Source organism: Acidihalobacter sp. (assembly GCF_037381185.1).
Classification (GTDB): domain Bacteria; phylum Pseudomonadota; class Gammaproteobacteria; order DSM-5130; family Acidihalobacteraceae; genus Acidihalobacter_A.
In genome coordinates this window covers 80105-99948 of sequence record NZ_JARRQY010000006.1, presented here as the reverse complement: position 1 = coordinate 99948, position 19844 = coordinate 80105, and the positions used below count along the sequence as shown (strand labels likewise).

The window sequence follows — 19844 nt, the reverse complement described above, 5'->3', positions numbered from 1 at the left end:
GCGTCACCGATTCGGACGGAGCCGAACCATCGCCCCTCGCTTCATGTGGGTCGTCCATGCCGAAGCGCCTCAGCATCATCCGCGGAGCAAGCCTTGTAGCCGCTAGTAGCTCAGACAGCGCCCATCCGGATGGTAGACGGGACCGCGATGCAGATAGTTCTCCGTGTGGACGGTGACCTGCTCGTCGTCGAGCAGAACCACACCGTAGGCGGGAGGTTCGTGAGTGAAATAGTCATCCAGCGCAACGAAGTCGAGCATCGACTGATGCGCCGTGGCCGGCAGCGTGGAAAACGGGATACCCCGCCAACTGCCGAAGATGGTGCGGTGAATGTGGCCGAAGAACAGATGCCGTATGTTGCTGCGTCCCCGCAATACTTCACTGAAGGCGATTGCGTCGGGTGCCGCCAGATTGATGTCGTCGAAAGACCGCACTCGCACACCGAAAGGCGGATGGTGCATGAACAGATAGACCGGACGGTCGCCAGCCTCATCGAGTCTCTCGCGCAGCCATTCTACACGGCCGCCGCCGAAATAGCCGGCGGCAGGATGGCCCGCCTCGTCGCCGCGCATCACCGTGTCGAGCAGCACCAGACGGCCATCGTCACAGTCCCGCACCCACTGCACGAAACCATTCGCATCGCGTGGCACCTGCGGGAATGCGGCACAGAAGCGCTCGCGATGGTCGTGATTGCCGATCAGCGGCAGTACCGGCATAGACAGGGGCTGCAACAGCTCGCGCAGCTGCACGTAGGCTTCCTCTTCGCCGCGGTGCGCCAGATCGCCGGTGATGATGCAAGCGTCTGCATCGGCGTGCTGCTGCTGAATATGGTTGATCGCGGCGGCCAGACGCGCCGCGGTGTCCAGCCCGTAGAGCACCCGCCCGGGCGGAACCAGGTGGGTGTCGGTCAAATGTATGATCTTCATCGTTTATCGGTCGGCCAGCACGCGCGCGTGGTCGAAATCCCAGCCCGCATGCACTCGGCAGCCGATACCGAGTTCGGAAGCATCGGAAGTGGGAACGTCGGCGAGTACCTGTTCGCCTGCATCCAGGCCGATGGTCAGACGGGTTGTCGCGCCGAGAAAGACGCGTTCGCACACCGTTCCGGGAAGTGTGTCCGGAGGCAGGCCGGAACCGTTCAACGCGCCCAGCCGCACGTGTTCGGGACGCAGAAAGACCTTCACATTCTCGTTGTTCCCGAAACCACGCGCCCGCTCGGCGTGAAGTTTCATGTCGTTGATCGCGATAACTCCCTCGTCTGCATCGACCACCTGGCCGGAAAGCACGCTGGAGACGCCGATGAACTGGGCGACGAAGCTATGCGCCGGTTCCTGGTAGATCTCGGCAGGTTCACCGATCTGTACCAGATCGCCCCCGTACATCACCGCCACGCGGTCGGAAATCGACAACGCCTCTTCCTGGTCATGCGTGACGAACACAGTGGTGATGCCGGTTTCGCCCTGGATGCGGCGGATCTCGTCCCGCAGCTGCACTCGAACCTTGGCGTCGAGCGCCGACAGCGGCTCATCGAGCAGCAGCAGCGTGGGCTGGATCGCCAGAGCCCTGGCCAGGGCAACACGCTGTTGCTGGCCGCCGGAAAGCTGATGCGGATACTTGTCGGCGTGCTCGGCCAGTCCGACCAGATCCAGCATCTCGTCGACCCGCCGGCGCTGTTCGGCGGCGTCGACCTTGCGCACGCGCAGACCGAAGCGCACGTTGTCGGCGGCCGTCATGTTCGGGAACAGGCTGTAGGCCTGGAACACCATGCCCATGTTGCGTTGGTTGGCGGACAGGCCGCTGATGTCGCGGTCGCCGAGCAGCACTCGCCCCTTGTCCGCATGCTCGAAGCCGGCCAGGATGCGCAGCAGCGTGGTCTTGCCGCAACCGGAGGGGCCCAGCAGCGACAGGAACTCACCAGGCGGCAGCTCCAGCGAGATATCGTTGAGTACGGTGCGGCCGTCGTACTGCTTGGCCACGTTTTCGATCGATAGATACGACATGTTTTAACGGGCTCCCCCGAGCTGAACTTGTCCGCGGCCGGTCAACAGCACGCCGAGCATGGCCAGCCAGGTAATCAGGAAACTGAGCAGCGTCAGCGCAGCCGCTTCGGTGGCGGAGGTTTGACCGACGTAATTGATGTAGACCGCGAAAGTATTGAACAGCAGTACGTTCGCAAAGGTGAACTCGCCCATCACGATGGCGATCGTGAGCAAGGCTGCGCCGGCGAGCGCACTGGTCAGATTGGGCACCAGCACGCGCAGGATCAGTGTGCCCCACCCTGCCCCCAGGCTCTGCGAGGCTTCGGTCAGCGTCTTCAGATCCAGCGCACGCATGCCGACGTCGAGTGCGCGGTAGGTGTATGGCAACGCCAGGATCACATAAGGCACGACCAGGAAGTTGGAGGTGCCGACGAACCAGGACGGACCGGTGTAGAGTGCGGTCAGGCCGGCCACCAGCGCGATCGGCGGCACGACGAACGGCATCACCGACAGAAAATCGAACAGCGGCTTGAAGGACTTGGCCTTGAGGTGCATCCAGAATACTGCCGGCAACAGGATGACCAGGGTCACGGCGATGGTCTCAAGCGCCAAATGTAGCGACATCCACAGGCTATCCCAGAGATCGCGTTGATGCACCAGACTGATGTAGGCGCGCAGGCCGTAACGGTCGCCGCCTTCCCAGAAGCTGAAAATGCCCGTGGCTAGCAATGGCACCACGAAGTAAAGGCCGACCAGGGCCAACACGGCCAGCCCGCTCCACGAACCACGTTGTTGTGTACTCATTGGCGTGTCCACCTGCTGGCACGGCGCGCGGCGACCACGTAGATGAGCATGATTACCACCATTACTCCGATCATGCCCAACGACAGCGCCGCGCCGGTCTGCGGCGAGAGCATCACGTTGCCGGACAGCACGTTGCTGATCTCGACCGGCACCAGGGCGAGAATACCGGACGTCAGGGCATACGGCGTGGCGTAGGCTGCGAACGCATTGCCGAACAGCAGGATGTATGAGGACAATAGCGAAGGCAGCAGAATGGGCAGGCCCACATGGCGCCAGTAAGTCCAGCTGCTCGCGCCGAGGTTTTCCGCCGCTTCGCGCCATTCGCGCCGCAGGCCTTCGATCGCAGGCGCGATCACGATGACCATCAGCGGAATCTGGAAATACGCATAGACGATGACCAGGCCGGTCACCGAATACAGGCTGAATCCGCTGGCGTACAGATTGACGCCCAACGACTTGAGCCACACCGTGACCATGCCGAGGCTGCCCAAGGTGGAAACGAAGGCGAATGCCAGCGGCACACCGGCGAAGTTGGCGGCCACCGCACTGAACGAGGTCACCATCGAACGCAGACCGCGCGGCGCGCCGGGACGCAGGATCAGGTAGGCGACGATGCCACCCACCACAAGGCCGACAAGCGAGGAAACCGACGACAGAACGACGGAATTCACGAAGGCCTTGACGGTTTGTTCCTGGCCGAGCTGGGCAATGTATTTCAGCGTGAAGCCGTGCTCACCCGAAAACGCCTGGTCGAACAGCCGCAACGCCGGCAGTATCAGGAACGCCAGCATGTAAAGCAGGAACGGACCGATGAATATCAGCGTCAGCAGTTTGGTGCCCGACCGGAGACGAGCTCCGGCCGGGGTGCTACGAACAACTGTCGACATTATTAGACCTTAACCATCTTGGTCCATTCGGTCTTGAGCAGGTTCTGCGCCTTTTCGGTCTGTGCCTTGTTCGGGAACTGGACGTGCTTATAGGGCGCGGCAGGGGGCAGCTCCTTGAGCATTTTTTCGGGCACGACACCGCGGCTGACCATGTCGGAGAAGCGCGCCGGATGGGCGTAGCCTTCCAGGTAGATCAGCTGGCCGGCGTCGGAGTACACGAACTCTTCCCACAGCTGGGCAGCCTTGAGGTTGGGCGCGTACTTGCTGATGGCCTGGCAGTAGTACCCACCGTAAGGCGCGGCGCCTTCGGGGATCAGGACGTCGATCTGCACCATGCCCTTGTTCTTGTTGGCCTGGGCAAGGTTGAGGTAATCCCAGTTGACGACGATCGGAGTCTGGCCGGAAACCAGGCTGGCGGAAGTCGCATCGGACGGGTTGAAATTGCCCGCCTTGGCCAGCTTGGCGAAGAACTCGATGCCCGGACCGATATCGTCCAGCGAGCCGCCGTTGGCCATCGCTGCGGCGAAGACGGCACCGAAAGCGGCGCCGGCGCCCAGCGGGCTGCCGTTCAGGGTGACCATTCCCTTGTACTCGGACTTGAGCAGGTCGTTCCAGGTCATCGGGGCGTTCTTGACCACCGAGCGATTGACGCCGAAGGACTCGACACCGAAGTAGTCGCCGTACCACATGCCGCCGGCGTCCTTCATGTTGTCCGGGATGCTGCTCCAGGTGCTGACCTTGTAGGGCTGGAACAAGCCTTCGGCAGCGCCGATCAGCGCGAACGAGGGACCGACGTCGACGACGTCGGGACCGCGGCGCTGACCCTTGAGCGAACGGATGGCCTGCAGTTCCTGGGCCGAGCTGGCGTCCGGCGAGGCATTGTGAATACGGATGCCATACAGACGCTCGAATTCACTGATCATCTTGCGGTAGTTGGCCCAATCCGGCGGCAGCGCGATGGTGTTCAGGCCGCCGTCCTTCTTGGCCGCGGCGATCAGGGCCTGGTCCATCGGGTGCGTGGCGGCGAATGCGTTATTGGCCAGGCCGGGTACGAACATCGAAGCCACGCCGGCGCCGACGGCACCCGCACCAAGCTTCAGAAATTGACGGCGGCCCTGCTTGTTATGACGATCATCCATCTTTATTCCCCTTGTATGGGATGGTTGAAGTGGCGCAACCATAGGCGCACCACATGACGCTTTAATGACAGGGAGGCAACGCGGCTGATTGTAGCTCCGCTTTGCAACAAGTGCGTGACTAAAGTCTCATTGGCAGCAATTGCAACTGCGTCCTATGCGTATCCGTCACTCGGATTTGTCACGATCCAGCCGTCGTCGATCGAGAGCCCCACATGGCTGCCGGGCGGCAAGTCGCAAGGGTGTTCGCACAGGATACGCGCGGCGGGCGCGCCCAGGAGTTCCACCTCGACTTCGTGCTTCCCGCCCAAATACCGACGACTTACGACCCGCGCGTTGGCGGCGCCGGCTGGCTCAAGGCGCACGTTGTCCGGACGCACCAGCGCGCGGGCCGGCCCTGGCACTACCCCCGCCGCCGCACGCACGGGAAACTCGCCACCCGCGCATCGGGCCGTCAATTGCGAAGACTCCTTCGCCTCGAAAATTTCCACGTCGAATACGCGCCCTCGCCCGAGGAAACGCGCTACGGCCTCGCCGCTCGGTTCGCGGTAGAGCTTGTGGGGCGTATCCACTTGCAGCAAACGCCCATCCGCAAACACCGCAATGCGATCGGCCAGCGCCATCGCTTCGCTCTGATCGTGGGTCACGTAGACCAGCGTGCCGCCGAGCACCTGATGGAATTCGTGGATCAGTTCCATCATTTCTTGGCGTAGGTGTACGTCGAGACTGGCCAGCGGTTCGTCGAGCAAGGCGAGGCGCGGGCGCTGGACCAGGCAGCGAGCCAGCGCAACACGCTGGCGCTGGCCACCGGACAGCTCTTCCGGATAACGCTCGGAGAACTGCAGCAGCCCCATGCGCCCGAGGGCTTCGGCCACGATGTCGCGAGCGTCGCCGGCAGAACATTTTCGCGCCGAGGCCTTGAGCGGATAGCCGACGTTCCCGGCGACAGTCATATGCGGCCACAATGCATAGCTCTGGAAAACCACTCCGACATCGCGTCGCTCCGGGGGCAAGCCCAGCGAAGGGCTCGCGATCCGCTCGCCGTCGAAGAGGATTTCCCCCTCGCTAAGCGTTTCGAAACCGGCCAACAGCCGCAACAACGTCGTCTTACCGCAGCCCGAAGGACCGAGCAGCGCCAGGAACTCCCCGCGTTGCAACTGAAGATCAATACCGTGCAAGGCCCAATGATCGGCGTCGTAGCGTTTGCCGACGCCCTTGAGTTCGACAGTGGACATGTCTTGGTTCGCCATGAAGGGCACGCCGGAGCCGTGCCACCATACGGGAAAGGCAACGATATTAAACAGGTGCGGGACATCGCGGCAAGCGACGCCCGGCCACCGGCCGGATTGTCACGGCACAGACATCTTCCGTCGCTATGGTGCGTCCCCTATCGCCATCATCTGCGGAGATCGTCATGTCTTCAGCTTCGTCTCGTGCCACCGTCGACCACAACCGCCGACGTCTGCTCGGTGTAGGAATCGGTCTTGGCGCGGCCGCCCTGTTGCCCTCGCCCGTGCGCGCCGACACCTCGGTCAAAGGACAGTTGGTGCTGTACACCAGTCAGCTGCTGCAGGATGCACAGCAGACGGCGGCGGCATTCAAACGCGTCTATCCCAATGTCGAGGTCAAGTGGATTCGCGACGGGACCACGCAGCTGCTCACCAAACTGCGCGCCGAATTCGCCGCGGGCTCGCCGCAGCCTGACGTGCTGCTTATCGCCGACGCGCTGGCCATGGCCGGACTCAAGCACGAGGGACGGTTGGCGCCCTATCGCGACGCCGCCGCCGACGGCTTGCCCAGGCAATTGCGCGATCACGACGGCTATTGGTACGGCACCAAGCTGATCACCACCGGCATCGCCTACAATACGGCCGCCCAAAAGGAACCCCGACGCTGGTGGGATCTGGCCGACGCCAGCGGACAGATCGCCATGCCCAGCCCGCTTTACTCCGGCGCGGCTACGGTGATGCTCGAGTCTTTCGTGCAGGACGGCGCGCTGGGCTGGAAATACTACGAGGCGCTGGCACATGCGCGCGCGATCGCCCAGGGCGGCAACGGTGGCGTGTTCCGCAAGGTCGCGGGCGGTGCCAAGCTGTACGGCATCATGGTCGATTTCCTCGCCATCCGTTCGCAGCAGAAGGGCTCGCCGATCCGTTTCGTTTTCCCCGAAGAGGGCGTCTCCGCCGTCACCGAACCCGTGGCGGTTCTCAAGACCGCGCGCAACGTGCCGGCCGCACGTGCCTTCGTCGACTTCGTGTTATCGCGCACCGGCCAGCAACTGATCGCGCACCAAGGCATGCTGCCGGCACGGTCGGACGTCATCCCGCCTCCGGGATTTCCCAGAGCCGACCAGATCAAGCTGCTGGACCTTGACGTGGAACGCGCGCTGCGCACGGTTCAGGCCGACAAACAGCGATTCAGCTCGCTGTTTGCCTAAGTTCGGCGGTCTGGCTGCGCGTCCAGGCACGCCAGCCAGACCTGCCGCATACGCGATTGCCCGATGAATCGACACCCGAATCCCGAGCGGCTGCTAAGCCTGGGCGCGGCGGCGCTGCTGTGCGGCATCGTTGCCGCGCCGCTCGCGCGCATCGCGCAGGAGGCGCTGGCTCCGCACGGGGGAACACGGACTCTATGGCACACCCTGAGCGCCCCGGTAACGCTCGACGCCACGCTGCACAGTCTGGTGGTCGCCGGCGGCGGCACATTGGTCGCGGTGTGCCTGGGCACACTGTACGCGCTGCTGATCGGCCTGACCGACATTCGGGCCAAGCGCGCACTCGTATTTCTGCTCCTGCTGCCGCTCATGATTCCACCGCAGGTCACCGCGCTGAGTTGGGCGCAACTGATGGGGCCGGCCAGCGTGCTACTCAAGACTTTGGGTGTGGCGCCGCCGCCGGGCTCGGCCAACCCTATCTACAGCCCCTGGGGCATCGCTCTGCTGCTGGGGCTACAGCAAACGCCCCTGGTGTTTCTGGCGTTGCGCTCCGGCGTTGCGAGCTTGCCGCGCGATCTGGTGGAAGCGGCTCGCTGCGCCGGGGCCGGCAGCTGGCGGCGCTTCGTCGACATCCTGCTGCCGCTATGCATGCCCGGAATCCTGGCCGGCGCGGCCCTGAGTTTCGTTTCCTGTCTGGACAATTTCGGCATTCCCGCCTTGCTCGGCGCCCCCATCGGGTACAACGTACTCGCCACGCTGATCTACCAGCGGCTGTCCGGTTTCGGGACTTCCGTGCTCGCGGAAGTGGCTCAGCTCAGTCTGCTCGCCGCCGGCCTCGCGCTGCTCGGTCTGGGTCTGCAGTCCCTGCTGCAGCGCCGCTGGCAGCGACGGCTCAGCGTCTCTTCGCCGGCTTTGCGCATCGCGCTCGGCCGCCGCAGGCTACCGTTGGAGTGCTTCGCATGGGGGCTGCTCATTATATTTTTGGGCGCGCCGGCGATGGCCTTGTTGGCGGCCTCCCTGGTATCGGCATACGGGTTGCCCCTGAATCCGCATACGCTCACGTTCGCGCATTACACGCGTCTCCTAGCGGATCCGATGACGCGCGCGGCGGTCGCCCACAGCACTGTGCTTGCCGGGCTTGCGGCCGGCATCGCCGGCATGATTGCTCTGCCCGTGGCCTATCTGGTGGCCTGGGAAAAGGGGCGGCTCACGCGCCTGTTGGCCGGTCTGACCGACCTGCCTTTCGCCCTGCCGGGCGCCGTGGTGGCGATAGCAGCAATCCTTCTGCTACTGAAGCCCCTGCCGTTGCTGGGGTTCAGTCTGTACGGGACATTGTGGATCATTCTTTACGCGTATCTGCTGCGCTTTCTCACGCTTTCCATCAAACCGGTCCTCGCCGGTCTCGCGCAAGCCGACCCCGCACTCAACGAAGCAGCACGCTCCTGCGGAGCCGGACTAGGCCTGCGAATGCGCAGCATCGTCTGGCCGCTGGCCAGTCCCTTGCTGCTGGGCAGCGCCATCATGGTGTTTCTCATGGCGGTCAACGAGTTGACCGTGTCGGCACTGCTGTGGTCCTCCGGTTCGGAGACGCTGGGCGTCATGATCTACAACCTCGAAGACGGAGGTTTGACCGGAGCCGCCGCAGCGCTGTCGGTAGCCACCCTGGCCGGTATCTTGCTTCTGCTTGCCGCTCTGCAGATGCTGGCGCGACGCTTGCCATCCGGAAGCCTGCCCTGGGCTTAGCGAGGATCGCCGGCGCGTTTCATAGGCTCGTCACAAGGCTGCTCTATGCTCCCGCCGATGCACGCCATCCGCCTGGACAACGTAAGCAAACACTACACCGACTATCGTGCAACAGACGCGGTAAGTCTCGCCATCGAACCCGGCCAGTTCGCGGTCGTGCTCGGCCCTTCAGGCTGCGGCAAGACAACCCTACTGCGTCTGGTGGCGGGCCTAGAGCATCCCGATGAAGGCCGTATCGAACTGCACGGACGCGATGTGACCCGCCTGCCGCCCGGCCACCGCGAACTCGGAATGGTGTTCCAGAGCTATGCTCTGTTCCCCCACCTCAGCGTCGGCGAGAACCTGCTGTTCGGCCTCAAGTTGCGCCGCACTTCGCGCGCCGAACGCGAACGCCGACTGGACGAAACCGCCCGCCTGCTTGGACTCGAGACCCTGCTGGCCCGAAAGCCAGCCCAGCTTTCGGGGGGCCAGCAGCAGCGCGTCGCGCTGGGCCGCGCGATCATCGGCGGGCGGCGCACAGTGCTGATGGACGAGCCGCTGTCAAACCTCGACGCCAAGCTGCGCCACGAGATGCGCCGCGAACTCAGGAGTCTGGCACGTGAGCTGGACATGACGGTGCTGTACGTCACCCATGACCAGGCCGAAGCACTAGGCATGGGGGACGTGGTGGTGGTCATGAACCAGGGACGCATCGAACAGATCGCGTCTCCCGAGAAACTGTACGAACATCCCGAAAGCCTATTTGTCGCCCGTTTCATCGGCACGCCACCTATGAATCTGCTGCCGCTGGAATCGGGACCCAGCCTGGAAGGAACGGATCATGCGCTGGGTTTCCTGGCCGACGGCGAGGGCCAGGTGCTCGGGCTGCGCCCCGAGCAGCTCGAGGTGACCAGACCGGGAAACGGCATCGAGGCCGTGGTTGAAGCCGTCGAATATCTCGGCGCGGACGCCGTGCTCAGCTGCCGCGCCGGCCGCCACGAACTATCTGCGCGAGTGCCGGGACGTCTGCGCCCACAACCCGGGGAGTCTCTGTTCCTCGGGTGGAAGCCCCACGCCGTCAACCTGTTCGATGCCGCCAGCGGACGGCGGCTGCCCGATCCTCCGGTTCCTCTTACACAAGCCCGTTGATAAAGTTTTTTGGAGATTTCCAATGCAACGCCGTGATTTTCTGAAGCTTTCAGCCGCCTCCGCACTGACTGCCGCGCTGCCCATAGGCGGCGCCCATGCCGCCGACGCGATAGAACTCCCTATGTACTACCCCGTCGCCGTAGGCGGGCCGATCGCCAAGATCATGGACGGCTATGCTGCGGCCTTCCACCAGGCCAATCCGGACGTGCGCATACGGCCGATCTACACCGGCAGCTATCAGGACACCACCATCAAGGCACTGACCGCCCTGCGCGGCGGCGGCAACAGCGCGCCCAAGATGGCCGTGGCGCTGGCCGTGGACATCTTTACCTACTACGACCAGAACGTGCTGGTCGCCGCCGATGACCTCGCCAAGGGTGACAAGGCTTGGCTGGACGGCTTCTACCCCGCCTTCCTGGCCAACTCGCGCATGGCCGACAAGACCTGGAGCGTGCCCTTCCAGCGCTCCACGCCGGTGCTGTACTGGAACAAGGCCGCCTTCAAGGCCGCCGGCCTCGATCCAGAACGCGCTCCCGCCGACTGGAACGAGATGCAGGACTATGCCCGACGCCTGACCCGCGCCCACAACGCCAAGAGCATCACCGACTGGGGCGTGCAGATCCCCTCCTCCGGCTTCCCCTACTGGCTGTTCCAGGGGCTGGCCATCGAAAACGGCCAGGCGCGCCTGGCTTCGGTCGACGGCACCGCGACCCATTTCGACAGCCCGGAGACCATCGGCGCGCTGGAATACATGGTCGGCCTGGCGCGCAAGAACGGCGTGATGCCCAGCGGCATCATCAACTGGGGCACCACGCCGCAGGACTTCTTCAAGGGTCGCTGCGCCATGATGTGGACCACCACCGGCAACCTGACCAACGTGCGCAAGCACGCGCCGTTCCCATTCGGCGTCGGCATGCTACCCAAGCACAAGCGCTATGGCGCCCCTACCGGCGGCGGCAATCTGTATGTGTTCAACAACACCACCACCGAAGAGCGCGCCGCTGCGCTGCGATTCATCCGCTGGGTCACTGCGCCCGAACAGGCTGCCGACTGGGGCATGCAGACCGGCTATGTCGCCACCAGCCCTGCCGCCTGGAACACGGGTGCATTGAAAAAGTACGTGGCCGGCTTCCCGCAGGCCGCCGTTGCCCGTGACCAACTGCAATACGCCGAACCCGAGCTGTCCACCCACGAGAATCAGCGCGTGACCAAGGTGTTCAACGACGCCCTGGAAGCCGCGCTCACCGGTCAGAAGTCCTCCGCCGCTGCGCTGCACGAAGCGCAGTCCAAAGCGGATGCGATTCTGCGCCGCTACCGCGCCTGAGCCTGCGTCCCGCTCCGCGCTGCGCGCGGGGCGGGACTCTCCATCCCTTTTCAGCGAATCATCATGGCCGCCATCGCCCCCGTATTGCCGCGCGCCAAGGCGCTATACCTCGGCGACCACCTGGTCGCCTGGCTGCTGATCGCCCCGGCCCTGCTGCTGTTCGTCGCCTTCACGTTGTATCCGGCCGCCGCGACGCTGCTGCAGAGCCTCTACTCGACGCCGATGGCGCATCGGCCCGCGCATTTCGTCGGTCTGGCGCACTTCCAGCAGATGCTCGGCGACCCCGTGTTTCGCCAGGTGCTGGGGAACAACCTGCTGTACGCAGCCGGTTCGATACCCGCCTCGGTGGCGCTGGCGCTGCTGATGGCGCTGCTGGTCGACGCACGGATACCCGGTCGCGGCTTCGCCCGCATGGCCTTTTTCACTCCTACCGTGCTGCCGCTGATCGCCGCGGCCAATATCTGGCTGTTCTTCTACACGCCGGGCTATGGGCTGCTGGATCAACTGCTGCATGCGTTCGGCTTCGCCGGACACAACTGGCTCGGCACGCCGTCGACCGCCCTGTGGGCCGTGACCGCGGTGGCGGTGTGGAAGCAGGCCGGCTTCTTCATGATCTTCTACCTCGCCGCACTCCAACAGATTCCCCCCAGCCTGCGCGAGGCCGCCGCGGTCGAAGGCGCGTCGCGCTGGCACACCTTCCGCCGCGTAGTGCTGCCGCTGCTGGGCCCGACCACATTGTTCGTACTGGTCAACGCCGTGATCGGCGCCTTCAGCCTGGTCGATTCGCTGTTCGTCCTGACCCAGGGCGGACCCGACAACACCAGTAATCTGCTGCTCTACTACATCTTCCAGAACGCCTTCCAGTTCTGGGACACCGGCTATGCGGCGGCGCTGACTGTCGTGCTGATACTGATCCTGGCCGCCGCTTCGCTGCTGCAGTTCCTATTCGTCGGCCGCAGGACGCATTACCAATGAACGGTTCGCGTCTACTGGCCGTGGCGATGTGGCTACTGGCAGCGCTGTGGATCATGCCCCTGCTGTTCGCCCTGTGGGCGGCTTTCCACAGCTTCGCCGATGCCACGCATTTCAACCCGCTGGCACCGTTGACGCTGGACAACTTCGTACGCGCCTGGAACGCGGCGCCCTTCGCACGCTACTTCCTCAACACCTTCCTGATGGTCAGCATGACGCTGGTCGCACAGCTGGTGATCGGCTCGCTGGCTGCCTACGCCTTCGCCCGCTACCGCTTCGCCGGCCGCAACTTGTTGTTTTCGCTGATCCTGATCCAGCTGCTGGTGATGCCGAACATGCTGATCGTCGAGAACTACCGCACCGTGGCCCAGCTCGGCCTGGTCGATCACCTGCTGGCCGTCGGCCTGCCTTATTTCGCCTCGGCCTTCGGCATCTTCCTGCTGCGCCAGACCTTCATGAGCGTGCCCAAGGCGCTCGAGGAAGCCGCACGCATCGAAGGCGCCGGGCCGCTTGCGGTGCTGTGGCATGTTTACCTGCCGCTGGCACGACCGGTGCTGGTCGCCTACGGGCTCGTCTCCGTGAGCTACCACTGGAACGACTTCCTGTGGCCGCTGGTGGTCACCAACACGCCGGGCAGCCGCGTGCTAACGGTCGGTCTGCAGGTGTTCTCGACCTCTGACCAGGGCGTGGACTGGTCGGTCATCAGCGCCGCCGCGCTGATGACCTCGGCACCCCTGCTGGCGGCGTTCCTCATTTTCCAGCGGCAATTCGTACAGTCCTTCATGCGCGCGGGCATCCGTTAGTCAGGCCAAGCTGTCACGGAAGTGACACACGTCCGCGGTAATCTCGCCCGGATGTCAGCCGAGCCCCGCACCATATTTAACGAATCGCCCGCAACACCACAGCACGCAGCCGGCGAACCGCCCTGCGCGCTGGCGATAGAGAGTCTGACGCATCGCTACACCGATGCGGAGGTGCTGCGGGATCTACAACTGCAGCTGCCGGCCGGAGAGTACGCCTGCCTGCTCGGCGACTCGGGATCAGGAAAGAGCACGCTACTGCAACTCATCGCCGGCATCGAACGCGCCCAGTCCGGCCGCATCGTCATCGCCGACCGCCCGGTGGCCGATCCGGCCCGTGACCTACACGTGGCGCCTGAGCGGCGCGGACTGGGTATGGTCTTTCAGGACCAGGCGCTGTGGCCTCATCTGACGGTACAGGCGCATCTGGAGTTCCCCCTGCGCGCCCGACGCCAGGCGGTGGACCACCAAGCCCTCGCGGCCTTGCTGCAGCGTGTCGGCCTGTCAGGTCTCGAACATCGCCGTCCGGGTGCGCTTTCCGGCGGCCAGCGCCAACGCGTCGGCCTGGCACGGGCGCTGGCCGGCAATCCCCGCCTGTTGCTGCTGGACGAACCGCTGTCGGCGGTGGATACCGCCATGCGCAGCGAACTGCGCACCTATCTCAAACGTCTGTTCGACGAGTTGGGCTTCACCGCCCTGCATGTGACCCACGACCCCGACGAGGCCTTCGAACTGGGTACGCGGGTCGGCGTGCTGGAACGCGGCGAGCTGGTGCAATGGGGCACGCCGCAGCAGCTATACCGCCAACCGGCAAGCCTCAACGTCGCGCGGCTGAGCGGCACTTGCGGCGTCGCCGAGGTGGAGTGCCTCGAGCATCACGGCACAACGGCGCATGTGCGCTGGCAGGGAACGGTTCACGAAGTGCCTGCTCACCCCGATGTCCGTGTTGGACGCGCGCAGCTGTTGCTGCGGCCCGATGCACTGCGCCCGGCTACGAACGGTCTGTCGGCACGCATCGCAGGAGCACGTTTCCAGGGCGACCGCTGGCTCGCCCACGTGCAGATCGGCGAATCGGAACCATTGCCAGTGCATCTCGCTGAAATCCCCACGCACCCCCCGACCCTCCGGCTTGACGAATCAGCCGCGTGGCTTTTACCGATTCACGAATAATCAACAAGGATTACAGTTATGTACAAGCGCTTCCTAATGCTGATTGTCAGCCTTGCTGCGACCTTGGCCCTGCCCGTCCAGGCCGCACAGACGCTGGTCGTCTACAGCTCCGGTCCTGCCTCGCTGGCACGCGCCCTGGCCCGCAATTTCGAACAGCAGACCGGTGCCAAGGTGGAACTCTATGCCGCCAGCACCGGCAAGGTGATGGCGCGCCTGGCCGCCGAAAAGAATCATCCGCGTGCGGATGTGGTCATCCTGGCCAACTGGACCGCCGGCCTGGCCTTGGCTGAACAGAAGGAGGTTTACCCCTTCCACCCTGCCGACATCGCCAAGCGTCTACGGCCGGCGCTGGATACACAGGGGCCGTTTCTGCCCATCGGCGGGGACACTGTATCCATCGTCGTCAACACCAAGAAGGTGAACGATCTGCAGAGCCTGGACGACTGGTTCGCGCTCGAAGGTAAGGCCTGGCACGGCGAAGTCACCATGCCGAACCCGCTGCTGTCCGGCACGGCATCCGATTTCGTGCTCGCCTTCACGGCGCGCTACGGCGACCGCGCGTGGAACTACTTCAAGGCGCTCAAGGCCGAGGGCACCATCTGGCCCGGCCCGAATGCCGCCGCGCTGCGCCCGGTCGAGCTCGGCGCCCGTTCGGCCATGCTGTCGGCAGTCGGCCATACCTCGCTCAAGGCCAAGCACAAGGGCAACTCGCTCGCACTGGTGTTCCCGAAGAGCGGTACGGTGCTAATTCCCCGTCCGATCCTGATCATGCGTTCGTCGCACGACAAGGCGCTGGCCGAGCGCTTCGTGCGCTACAGCCTGTCCGAGCAGGGACAGAAACTGGTGTCCAGCGCACTGCTGATTCCGGCGGTGAGCGCGGTGCAGCCAGCCTCTATCTGGCCCGACCTGTCTTCGGTGAAGTTCATCAACGCCGACTGGCAGAAATTGGCCGCTCACCGCACCCAGGTGCTGGAGCGTTTCCGGCGCGACATTCTGGGTCAGTAACCCGATGCCTGTCCGTTGGCTGCCCAGGCCGCTCGGCCTGGGCAGTTGGTTTGTGCTCGGCATCCTGGTCGCCGCGCCGCTTGCACAGATACTGCTGATCGCCTTCGTGCCGGCCTTCGGCGGTGCCGACGGCACCGGCATGAGCGCCGCGCTGCGCACGCATGATTTGTGGAATGCCTTGGGCGGCACCTTGGCGCTGGCCTTTCTGACCATGTGCATGACACTTGCGCTTGGCTGGGCTCTGGCCGCGTTGATGGTCGAGACGCCGCTGCCGGTCGCGCCGCTCTGGGAGGCCCTTCTGCTGGCGCCCTTCCTACTGCCGCCCTACCTCACCGGCATCGCCTGGAGTCTGTTGCTGCAACCCGGTGGGTATTTTACCCAGTGGTTCGGAGCGGCCAGCGCGCCGCTCGGGCAGGCACTCTACACGCTGCCCGGAATGGCCTGGGTGATGGCCCTGCATCTTGCGCCATTGGCCTATCTGATGCTGCGTGCCGCGCTTTTGCAGCGCGCCGATTCACCGCGCCTGGCGGCACGGGTGCACGGTGCCGGGCGACTGCGAAGCTGGCTGCAGATAGAACTGCCCGCCGTCGCCCCTGCCCTGGCCGGTGCGGCATTGCTGATTTTCCTGGCCGCATCCGAGGAGTACGGCGTGCCGGCGGTGATCGGCAGCTACGCCGGAGTGAGCGTGCTCGCGACCGCCGTCGAGGAATCGGTCAGTGTGTGGCCGGTGGATTTGCCCAAGGCCGCGTCGCTGGGCGTCATCCTGTGCCTGCTCGCGTTGTTGGTCTGGCTGCCCTACCGACGGCTGTCGCGGGTGCCTACGGACAGTCCGCAGCAACGCCCGCGGCCGGCCCGTTGGTCCGCCTTGCTGCCGGTACTCGTATTCGTGCTGCTGGCCGACGTATTGCCGATCGGCGCCATTCTGCTCACTTCGCTACTGCGGGCGGTGACCAACGGCATCACGACGACGAATCTGACCCTGGCCCATTATGCCGACGTGCTGGGGGCGAACTCGGTCGGGTTGCAGGCGCTGCGCACCAGTCTGTGGCTGAGTCTGTTCACCGCCTTGGCGGCATTGGCGCTGGGACTGATCGTGGCCGGTGCCCTGCTGCGGCGAAAGGCGGTTCCGACACCTTCGCGCGCGCTCGATCTGTTGGCTTCTCTGCCGACCGCGCTGCCGGGAGTGGTCGTCGCTGTGGGGCTGATTCTGTTCTGGAATGCACCCTGGAATCCGCTGGGCATCTACGGAACCCCGCTGATACTTGTCATCTCCTATCTGACCGTGACCTTCCCATATGCGCTGCGCTACGCCCAGGTAGGGCTTGCCGCCAGCGGCGCTCAACTCGAATTCGCGGCATCGGTACACGGTGCGGGAGCGGTCGGGCGTTTCCTGCGTGTCACGCTGCCGCTGGCGATGCCGGCATTGGCAGGAGCGGCCTCGGTCGTGTTCGCACTGTCGATGCGTGAGCTGGTGACCTCGGTGATGCTGCAGCCGCCCGGCACGCAGGTCATCTCGACCTACATCATGAACCAGTTTCTGCAGGGCGACGTGGGCGACGGCATGGCAATGGCAGTGATCGGCGTGTTCAGCAGCGCCGCCCTGCTCGGCCTGGCGCGCCTGCGCCTCGGACGGGCATGACAAAAAACGGCCCCGCGGTTGCCCGCGGAGCCGTTTTGAACAAGCCCGAAGAATGTTTACTTCAGACCGAGCTTCTTGGTGATGGCGGCAATTTCAGCCGGCATCATGGTCTGCTTGTTGACGATGTTGCCGCCTTCCACCTGCCAAATGATCTCGGGGCCCTGGATGTCGCCCTGAGCATCAAACTGCAGATCGCCGGAGGCGCCGACATAGCGGATCGACTTGCCGGCCGCAAGCAGTTCGCGAGCCTGCTTCAGCCCGGCGACGCCAGCCGTGACGGGAGTACCGTTGGCATCGTTGGTAACCGTGCGGATGTGATCGCGGATGCAGCTGCCGCTATCGCACTTGCCGGCTTCCATGGCCAGCGCGATTGATGCCACGGCATCGTAGGCATTGGTGTCGTAGGGCTGGGTGAACCCGTGGCCGAATTTCTTCTTGAACTCCGCGGCAACGATAGGCTGGCTCTTGGTGCTCATGCTGCCGGGCACGGTGCCCCAGACGTGGCCATTGAGGTACTTGCCGCCAATGTCGCCGATGAACTGCGGTGCGTTGAGCGCATCGGGGAACAGGTAGGTCTGCGCACCGCCATTGCTGATCCATTCACGCAGCACGGTTGCACCCTCGTTCGGGTAGGCGACCAGGAACAAGGCCTGCGGATTCCCCTGCAGCGCCTTGGTCACCTCGGAGCGGTAGGACGGCTGCTTCGGATTGTAAGGCACCATCGCGGTCACTTTGCCGCCGTAGGCGGAGAAAGCCTGCTGGAAGCGATCGGCCAAACCAACGCCATAAGGGTTGTTGAGATAGATGACCGCAACGCGCTTGAGCATGGCCTTGTCGTGCGCGACGTAAGCCATCGCTACGCCTTGCAGGGCGTCGGACGGACAGGTACGGAACCAGTAGCCACCGGTCTTTCCCTGCTTGGCGAGCTGAGTAAAAGCCGGGGAAGTGGAGCCGGCGGAAATCTGTACCACCTTATTGGGTTCGGTGGCGGAGGTCAGAATGGCCATCGACACACCGCTGGAATAAGCACCGATGACGGCCGGGACGTGATTGATGTCGATCAGCTTCTTCGCCGCATCCACGCCGACCGCGGGCGCGGTCTGCGAATCGTAGACGATGCTCTTGAGCGTACAGCCGTTGATACCGCCGGCTGCATTGAAGTCGTCGACGGCAAGCTGTACGGCCTTGACGTTCTCCTGACCGGTGGCGCTGAGCGAGCCGGTCAGCGGCAGGACAACACCGATGGTCTTGTCGCAGGATGCGGCATGGCTTGCGAGGGGAGTCGCGGCCAACGCCAGTGAAAATACCAAACCGAGGTAACGCATGGGTTTTATCCCTCCACAGAGATGAAAGCTTGTTCCGCCAGGTGGCGATTGGTGTCCAGCGACTCCTCTTGCGATCCCCTCACATGTTCACTTGTATGTAAGGCTTCGCCCTTAAAGACGGCCCCGCTCCAAAAGCCACTCGACTTCGGCGGGGCCTTTATTTAGCCGGAATGAACGAGGCGGCGATGCTCCCCATGCACCACCGCCTCGACGGCTTAGTACTTCTTGATGACTGCGTTGATGGCCTTGACGCTCATCATGCCGGTCTGCTCGACCTTGCCGCCCTTGACGGTCCAGATCGCCATCGGGCCCGAGGTATCGCCGTATGCGTCGAAATTCAGCTCACCGACGGTGCCGACATAGTGGAAAGGCTTGCCTTCCTTGATCAGCTTCTTGGCCTTCTCGAAACCGGCGGCACCGGCGTAGACGGCCTCACCGGCGGTGCCGGTGACCTTGCGGATGTTGTCCTTGACCACTGCCGAGGAGGTACCCTTGCCCTTCTCCATGGCCAGCGCAATGACCATCACGGCGTCATAGGCGTTGGTCATGTAAGCCTGGGTCGGGAGTTCGCCATACTTGGCCTTGAAGTCGTTATTGAAGGTGGTCAGCGACGGCGTCTTGACCGAACCACCGGCGGTACCGATGACCTTCTTCATGTACTTCGCGCCGACGTCGTCGACGAACTTCTGCGACTCGAGCCCGTCGGGCAGCAGGAAGACCTGCGGACCACCAGCGGAGACCCACTCGCGCGCCACGGTGGTACCGTCACCGGGGTAACCGATCAGGAACACGGCCTGTGGCTTACCCTGCAGGGCGCTACCGACTTCGGAACGGTAGGAAGGCTGTTTCGGGTTGTACGGCACGGCGGCGGTGATCGTGCCGCCCATCCTCTTGAAGTAGGTCTGGAACTCGCCGGCCAGACCTTCGCCGTAGGGGTTCTTGAGGTACAGCACGGCAACGCGCTTGAGGCCGTCATCGTGGGCCATCTTGGCCATCGCCACGCTCTGCAGCGCGTCGGAAGGCGCGGTGCGGAACCAGTAACCACCGGTCTTGCCCTGCTTGGCCAGCGCGGTGAAGCTCGGCGAGGTCGAAGAGGGGGAGATCTGCACGACCTTACTGGGAGCCGTAACGGAGGTGAGGATTGCCATGCTCACGCCGCTGGACAGCGCACCAACTATGGCCGACACGTGGTTGATGTCGACCAACTGCTTGGCTGCGGACACGCCGACGGCCGGATTGGTCTGGTCGTCCAGGAGCGCCAGCTTCAGTTGGCAGCCATTCACGCCACCGGCCTGGTTGACCGTGCTGACGGCCAGTTCCGCACCCTTGGCGATAGCCTGACCCAGCGCACCCAGCGAACCGGTCAGCGCCATGACGCTGCCGACCGTGGTGGTGCACGCTGCCTGCGCGCCCATCGGGGCGATGGCCATTGCACCGACGATCGCCGAAGCGATCAGGGTCTTCTTCAGGTTCTTCTTCATCATCAAACTACCCCGTAGT

General features: G+C 64.1%; 17 protein-coding genes. 9 read left to right on the top strand and 8 right to left on the bottom strand.

Annotated elements, in window-relative coordinates; translation table 11 throughout:
* Positions 1–102: 102 nt before the first annotated feature.
* From P8014_RS03160 to P8014_RS03135, 6 genes are all read right to left on the bottom strand, one after another.
* Positions 103–924, bottom strand: coding sequence for a phosphodiesterase (locus tag P8014_RS03160; RefSeq protein WP_337815853.1), 822 nt, complete (start codon positions 922–924; stop codon positions 103–105).
* A 3-nt stretch (positions 925–927) separates the two neighbouring features.
* Entirely contained in the window at positions 928–1998 is a 1071-nt protein-coding gene (locus P8014_RS03155) for an ABC transporter ATP-binding protein (protein WP_337815852.1), read from the bottom strand.
* Positions 1999–2001: 3 nt separating this feature from the next.
* The gene (locus P8014_RS03150; RefSeq protein ID WP_337815851.1) at positions 2002–2781 is read right to left on the bottom strand and encodes a hypothetical protein; all 780 of its coding nucleotides are present in this window, start codon (positions 2779–2781) and stop codon (positions 2002–2004) included.
* Positions 2778–3668, bottom strand: a complete 891-nt coding sequence (locus tag P8014_RS03145) for an ABC transporter permease subunit (RefSeq protein ID WP_337815850.1) — start codon at positions 3666–3668, stop codon at positions 2778–2780. Before P8014_RS03145 ends, P8014_RS03150 begins: the two co-directional genes overlap by 4 nt.
* A 2-nt stretch (positions 3669–3670) precedes the next feature.
* Positions 3671–4807 carry an extracellular solute-binding protein gene (locus tag P8014_RS03140; RefSeq protein WP_337815849.1) on the bottom strand — a complete coding sequence of 379 codons (1137 nt, stop codon included), beginning with the start codon at positions 4805–4807 and terminating at the stop codon, positions 3671–3673.
* 152 nt (positions 4808–4959) lie between these two features.
* Complete coding sequence (locus P8014_RS03135) at positions 4960–6039, bottom strand: ABC transporter ATP-binding protein (RefSeq protein ID WP_337815848.1); 1080 nt, start codon at positions 6037–6039, stop codon at positions 4960–4962.
* A 179-nt stretch (positions 6040–6218) separates the two neighbouring features.
* Between P8014_RS03135 and P8014_RS03130 the strand changes: the two genes are divergently transcribed.
* The 9 genes from P8014_RS03130 to P8014_RS03090 all read left to right on the top strand — a co-directional run bounded on the left by P8014_RS03130 (position 6219) and on the right by P8014_RS03090 (position 17019).
* Positions 6219–7241, top strand: coding sequence for an ABC transporter substrate-binding protein (locus P8014_RS03130; RefSeq protein WP_337815847.1), 1023 nt, complete (start codon positions 6219–6221; stop codon positions 7239–7241).
* Positions 7242–7304: 63 nt separating this feature from the next.
* On the top strand, positions 7305–8981 hold the full coding sequence (locus P8014_RS03125) for an iron ABC transporter permease (RefSeq protein ID WP_337815846.1): 1677 nt from the start codon (positions 7305–7307) through the stop codon (positions 8979–8981).
* Between the two features lie 45 nt (positions 8982–9026).
* On the top strand, positions 9027–10109 hold the full coding sequence (locus P8014_RS03120; protein WP_337815845.1) for an ABC transporter ATP-binding protein: 1083 nt from the start codon (positions 9027–9029) through the stop codon (positions 10107–10109).
* A gap of 22 nt (positions 10110–10131) precedes the next feature.
* Positions 10132–11433 carry an ABC transporter substrate-binding protein gene (locus P8014_RS03115; RefSeq protein ID WP_337815844.1) on the top strand — a complete coding sequence of 434 codons (1302 nt, stop codon included), beginning with the start codon at positions 10132–10134 and terminating at the stop codon, positions 11431–11433.
* A gap of 63 nt (positions 11434–11496) precedes the next feature.
* Entirely contained in the window at positions 11497–12408 is a 912-nt protein-coding gene (locus P8014_RS03110) for a sugar ABC transporter permease (protein WP_337815843.1), read from the top strand.
* Positions 12405–13208 carry a carbohydrate ABC transporter permease gene (locus P8014_RS03105; RefSeq protein ID WP_337815842.1) on the top strand — a complete coding sequence of 268 codons (804 nt, stop codon included), beginning with the start codon at positions 12405–12407 and terminating at the stop codon, positions 13206–13208. The genes P8014_RS03110 and P8014_RS03105 overlap by 4 nt, the downstream gene beginning before the upstream one ends.
* Before the next feature lie 51 nt (positions 13209–13259).
* On the top strand, positions 13260–14375 hold the full coding sequence (locus P8014_RS03100) for an ABC transporter ATP-binding protein (RefSeq protein WP_337815841.1): 1116 nt from the start codon (positions 13260–13262) through the stop codon (positions 14373–14375).
* Between the two features lie 18 nt (positions 14376–14393).
* The gene (locus P8014_RS03095; RefSeq protein ID WP_337815840.1) at positions 14394–15380 is read left to right on the top strand and encodes an extracellular solute-binding protein; all 987 of its coding nucleotides are present in this window, start codon (positions 14394–14396) and stop codon (positions 15378–15380) included.
* Positions 15381–15384: 4 nt separating this feature from the next.
* Positions 15385–17019 (top strand): ABC transporter permease subunit, encoded by a 1635-nt coding sequence (locus P8014_RS03090; protein ID WP_337815839.1) that lies wholly within the window; start codon positions 15385–15387, stop codon positions 17017–17019.
* 56 nt (positions 17020–17075) lie between these two features.
* Here the strand turns inward: P8014_RS03090 and P8014_RS03085 are convergent, their stop codons facing one another.
* Positions 17076–18344 (bottom strand): ABC transporter substrate-binding protein, encoded by a 1269-nt coding sequence (locus P8014_RS03085; protein ID WP_337815838.1) that lies wholly within the window; start codon positions 18342–18344, stop codon positions 17076–17078.
* Between the two features lie 215 nt (positions 18345–18559).
* Positions 18560–19828: an ABC transporter substrate-binding protein gene (locus P8014_RS03080; protein ID WP_337815837.1), complete on the bottom strand. Its 1269-nt coding sequence runs from the start codon at positions 19826–19828 to the stop codon at positions 18560–18562.
* Positions 19829–19844: the final 16 nt, after the last annotated feature.